This is a genomic window from Acinetobacter sp. V2 (genome assembly GCF_001188385.1).
Classification (GTDB): Bacteria; Pseudomonadota; Gammaproteobacteria; order Pseudomonadales; family Moraxellaceae; genus Acinetobacter; species Acinetobacter oleivorans.
In genome coordinates this window covers 155,639-160,486 of sequence record NZ_JZFB01000002.1, presented here as the reverse complement: position 1 = coordinate 160,486, position 4,848 = coordinate 155,639, and the positions used below count along the sequence as shown (strand labels likewise).

Sequence of the window (4,848 nt, the reverse complement as noted above, 5' to 3'; positions counted from 1 at the left end):
CGTATCTCAATTTTCCCACCAAAAGGTTCACCTTTCCAAACCCAAAACACAGCAATTATTGGTAATACCTGTTTGTATGGCGCAACTGGCGGTAAGCTTTTTGCAGCGGGTACAGCGGGTGAGCGTTTTGCAGTTCGTAACTCTGGCGCATTTGCTGTAATTGAAGGTGCTGGCGATCACTGCTGTGAATATATGACAGGTGGTGTTGTGACTGTACTTGGTAAAGTAGGCCATAACTTTGGCGCGGGCATGACTGGTGGTTTTGCTTATGTACTTGACCTGGACAATGACTTCGTAGATTACTACAACCACGAATTGATTGATTTAAATCGTATTTCAACAGAATCTATGGAAGATCATAAAGAGTTCTTGTTGCGTATTATCGATGAGCATATTAAAGAAACAGGTAGTGCCTGGGCTTATAAAATCCGCAATGAGTTCGATTTCTACAGCCGTAAATTCTGGCTTGTGAAACCAAAGGCTGCTAATTTACAAACGCTTTTGAAAACAACACAAGCTGATCCACAATAATTCCACGACTGCAACGACATAGGCAGGTGCGGACAACAGTGAAAACCGCGCCTACCCACGGAGAGAGACATGGCAGAACGCCTAAATAATGACTTTCAATTTCTGGATGTAGCACGCCAAGATCCAGAGAAAAAAGATATTACTGTCCGCAAAGCAGAATTTGTGGAAATTTATAAGCCTTTTACATCGGAAACTGTCACTAATCAGACTCACCGTTGTTTAGGTTGTGGTAACCCATATTGTGAATGGAAATGTCCTGTACATAACTACATTCCAAACTGGTTAAAACTCATTGCTGAAGGCCAAATTTTCCAAGCTGCTGAGCTTTGTCATCAAACGAATACACTACCTGAGGTATGTGGTCGCGTATGCCCACAAGACCGTTTATGTGAAGGTGCTTGTACCTTAAACGATGGTTTTGGTGCAGTAACCATTGGTAATGCTGAAAAATATATCAACGATACAGCCTTTGCTTTGGGCTGGCGTCCAGATATGTCAGGTGTAAAATGGACTGACAAAAAAGTTGCCATTATTGGTGCTGGTCCTGCTGGTTTAGGCTGTGCAGATATTCTAGCTCGTGGTGGTGTTAAACCAGTTGTATTCGATAAGCGTCCTGAAATTGGTGGCTTACTTACATTTGGTATTCCAGAATTTAAAATGGAAAAAGATGTGATGAAACGCCGCCGTGAAATTTTCACAGGTATGGGTATCGAATTCCGCTTAAATACTGAAATTGGTACAGATGTAACTATTGATGAATTACTTGCAGAATATGATGCGGTGTTCATGGGTATGGGAACTTATACCTACATGAAGGGTGGTTTCCCAGGTGAAGATCTTAATGGCGTTTATGATGCTCTTGATTTCCTAATCTCTAACGTGAATCGCTGCCAAGGTTGGGAAAAAGATCCAAGTGAGTACATCAGTTTAGATGGTAAAAAGGTGATTGTACTTGGTGGTGGTGATACAGCGATGGACTGTAACCGTACTTCATTACGTCAAGGCGCTCATGATGTAACATGTGCATACCGTCGTGATGAAAGCAACATGCCAGGTTCTGCACGTGAAGTAAAAAATGCCTATGAAGAGGGTGTAAAATTCCTATTCAATCGTCAACCGATCGAAATCGTTGGTGAAAATGGCAACGTGACAGGCGTAAAAGTGGTAACGACCCAAATGGGTGAACCAGATAGTCGTGGCCGTCGTAGTCCTGAACCAGTTCCAGGTTCTGAAGAAGTATTACCAGCCGATGCTGTTTTACTTGCATTCGGTTTCCGCCCAAGCCCAGCGGATTGGTTTGGTAACGCGAATATTAATCTTGATGGTTCAGGTCGTGTTGTCGCAGCTGAAAAACAAGAATTCAAATTCCAGACATCAAACCCGAAAATCTTTGCTGGTGGTGATATGGTGCGTGGCTCAGACCTAGTCGTGACTGCGATTTGGGAAGGCCGTCAAGCTGCTGAAGGCATTTTGGATTACCTTGGTGTTTAATAAATTAATGTGTTAAAACACTCAAAAAAGCCTACTTCAAGTAGGCTTTTTTTATTGTTTACCATTAGTCAGTTTGATGTTTTTGGCAAATATAATAAGCTTTTTTGCCCTTTTTAGCTTTTTAAGCTCGCGACATACTCAAAACTTCCTTCTTCAATACAATAGGTGTTGAGTATGAACATCGCAGATATGACGGCAGAAAAATCATATTTAAATCGTCGAAAAGCGTTGGGTATTACAGTGCGTCGTCTTGAATTTAATCCAAAGGCGATCAAGCGGCACTATTTTGCAAATTCACCCCTCATGTCTCATTTTTTAACTGCACTCTCATCAACGTTTCCAGTAGGTGAGCAATTCTTTGTGAATAGCGTACGTAATGTACGTGATAAAGTTTCAGACCCTCAATTACAAGCGCAAATTGCAGCTTTCATTGGACAAGAGGCTATGCATTCCAAAGCACATGGCGAGTTTAATGAAGCTTGGCGCCGTGATGATTATAATCTGGACAGTTTTCAAAATTGGTTAAATGAGCGCGATAAATACTTAAGAACGATTCCACCTAAGCTGCAATTAGCTCTTACCTGTGCTTTTGAACATTTTACAGCTCTCCTTGGAGCATATGTCTTACAACATCCAGAATTGTTAAAAACGTTAGATCAAGATGCGCTAAAACTTTGGGTATGGCATGCGATTGAAGAAATTGAACATCGTTCAGTCGCATTCGATGTCTATCAACATGTATATGGAGATGACCGTATTCGTCGCTTACTCATGCGTAGCGTCACGACTGGGTTTGCGAGTCTGGCTTTTTATGGGACAACTCGTTTATTTTGGCAAGATAAATGGAACAGCTTACCTAAAATTGGAGGTAATTTATTTGGGTCGTATTTGCTGATAAAGATGCTTGTCCAATTAATGCCTGAATACTTTGCATATTACAAAAAAGATTTTCATCCTAGTCAAAAGGATTACGACAAGATGGTCGATTACTGGAAAAGTTCTTTAGCTGAAGAATATCAAATGGCAAGTTTTCAACAAGAAAAAGATCAAAGATTAAGTTAATAGAAAACCGGATTTAAAAATCCGGTTTTTAAAAATCAATAAAATAAAAGCAACACAATAATGCCAAATTCATCATACAATCGGGTAAAGAGGTCAAAAATATAAAGAAAAACTTGAGGATAATGTGACGATGAAAACATTGAAACAATTAGCGATCGCAACAACACTTGCCAGCACCTTACTGTTTTCGGGATGTGGCTATAACACTCTACAAGTAAAAGATGAGGCTGTAACAGCAGCGTGGTCTGAAGTACAAAACCAATATCAACGTCGATCAGACTTGGTGCCAAACCTTGTCAATGTGGTAAAAGGTTATGCTAAACATGAAGAGCAAGTATTAACCGAAGTAACACAGGCACGCTCGAATGTTGCAGGTTTAAAAGTTGATAAAGAAGTTCTAGAAGATCCAGCTTTACTTGAAAAATATCAACAGGCTCAAAGTCAATTAACAGGGGCATTGTCTCGATTGATTGCTGTGTCTGAAAACTACCCAGATTTGAAAGCCAATACTCAATTCCAAGAATTACAAGTTCAGCTTGAGGGTACAGAAAACCGTATCGCAGTTGCACGTAATCGTTATATTACAACAGTGCAAGATTACAACGGATATGTACGCCAGTTCCCGCAAGCAGTGACCGCAAAAGTAATTGGTATGCATCCTAAAGCCAATTTCTCTGCAGAAGCTTCTGCACAACAGGCTCCAAAAGTTTCTTTTGATTAATTTAATAAATCAAAGGAGTGCTGTATGAGAAATATTATATTGCTTCAGTCTGGGCAAATTAAGGTCTTTATTGCGACCTTAATTTTGCTTTGTTGTGGTGTTCTTTTTCAGAATACAGCATGGAGTGAAAGTAATATTGCAACTGCTACTGACGAGACTGACACAATAGTAGCGGGCAAAATCATTCAAAAACAGCAAAATCAAGCCACTGCGTCTAAGTCAGGTGAACAAGCTACTTCAAGTGTTGCTGCCTCGCCTAAAGTCTCTAACGATATGGCAGACGGTGAATCAATTCGTGGTTTGCCAACTTTAAATCAGCCTGTTATTGATCAAGCTAACATTTTAAGTGAAGCTGAGAAACAGCAGCTCGACCAAAAAATTCTAAATTTATACCAACAAGGTAAAGCGCAAATTGGTGTCGTTATTGTCCCAACTACGGGTCAAGAAGATATTTTTGATTATGCATTACGAGTGGGTGAGCAGTGGCAATTAGGATCATCTAAACGTGACAACGGATTGCTCATTGCAGTTGCGGTGAATGATCGTCGCATACAAATTTTAACTGGATATGGTTTAGAAGGCGTATTGCCTGATATTGTGGCAAGTCGGATTATTCGAAACCAAATTACACCTTATTTTAAACAAGCCCAATATGCACAAGGTTTAAATGCAGGTCTTGATGAAATTGGAAGGATTTTAAATCTTGACCCAGAAGTCGCTCAGCAAGCTGCTCAAGATTTAAAAGAACGCCAACATCAAGCTGAGGAAGAGCAACAAGCTAAACAGACAACCCTGACAATGGCTCTATTTATTCTTGTTGCTGGAATTGTGGGTTCATTTATTGTCGGTCGTCCGCTTAGCGCATCTACTGCTGGTGTTGCTGCTGCGGTAGCAGGTTTTGTAAATGGTGCAGGTCTAGTGACAAGCTTATTACTTGGTTTTGGAATCTTCTTTTTACTCATTACTTCTATTGCCCAACTTATTTTACAGGCCATTCTGAGTGGTTCTGGCGGCGGTGGCCGTGGAGGAGGCTTCGGTGGTGG

4 protein-coding genes and 1 pseudogene are annotated in these 4,848 nt (G+C 40.6%); all 5 read left to right on the top strand.

Annotated elements, in window-relative coordinates:
* Positions 1-531: pseudogene (gene gltB, locus UC75_RS20960) on the top strand (glutamate synthase large subunit); the annotation flags it as partial.
* Between the two features lie 69 nt (positions 532-600).
* A complete protein-coding gene (locus tag UC75_RS09575; protein WP_049837441.1) occupies positions 601-2,022 on the top strand; it encodes an FAD-dependent oxidoreductase in 1,422 nt (473 codons plus the stop codon).
* 174 nt (positions 2,023-2,196) lie between these two features.
* A complete protein-coding gene (locus UC75_RS09570) occupies positions 2,197-3,084 on the top strand; it encodes a metal-dependent hydrolase (protein WP_049837440.1) in 888 nt (295 codons plus the stop codon).
* Between the two features lie 130 nt (positions 3,085-3,214).
* Positions 3,215-3,805, top strand: a complete 591-nt coding sequence (locus UC75_RS09565) for a LemA family protein (protein WP_003653797.1) — start codon at positions 3,215-3,217, stop codon at positions 3,803-3,805.
* A gap of 24 nt (positions 3,806-3,829) precedes the next feature.
* Positions 3,830-4,848, top strand: a 1,019-nt coding sequence (locus UC75_RS09560; protein WP_049837603.1) for a TPM domain-containing protein, incomplete at its 3' end; no start/stop codon positions are given.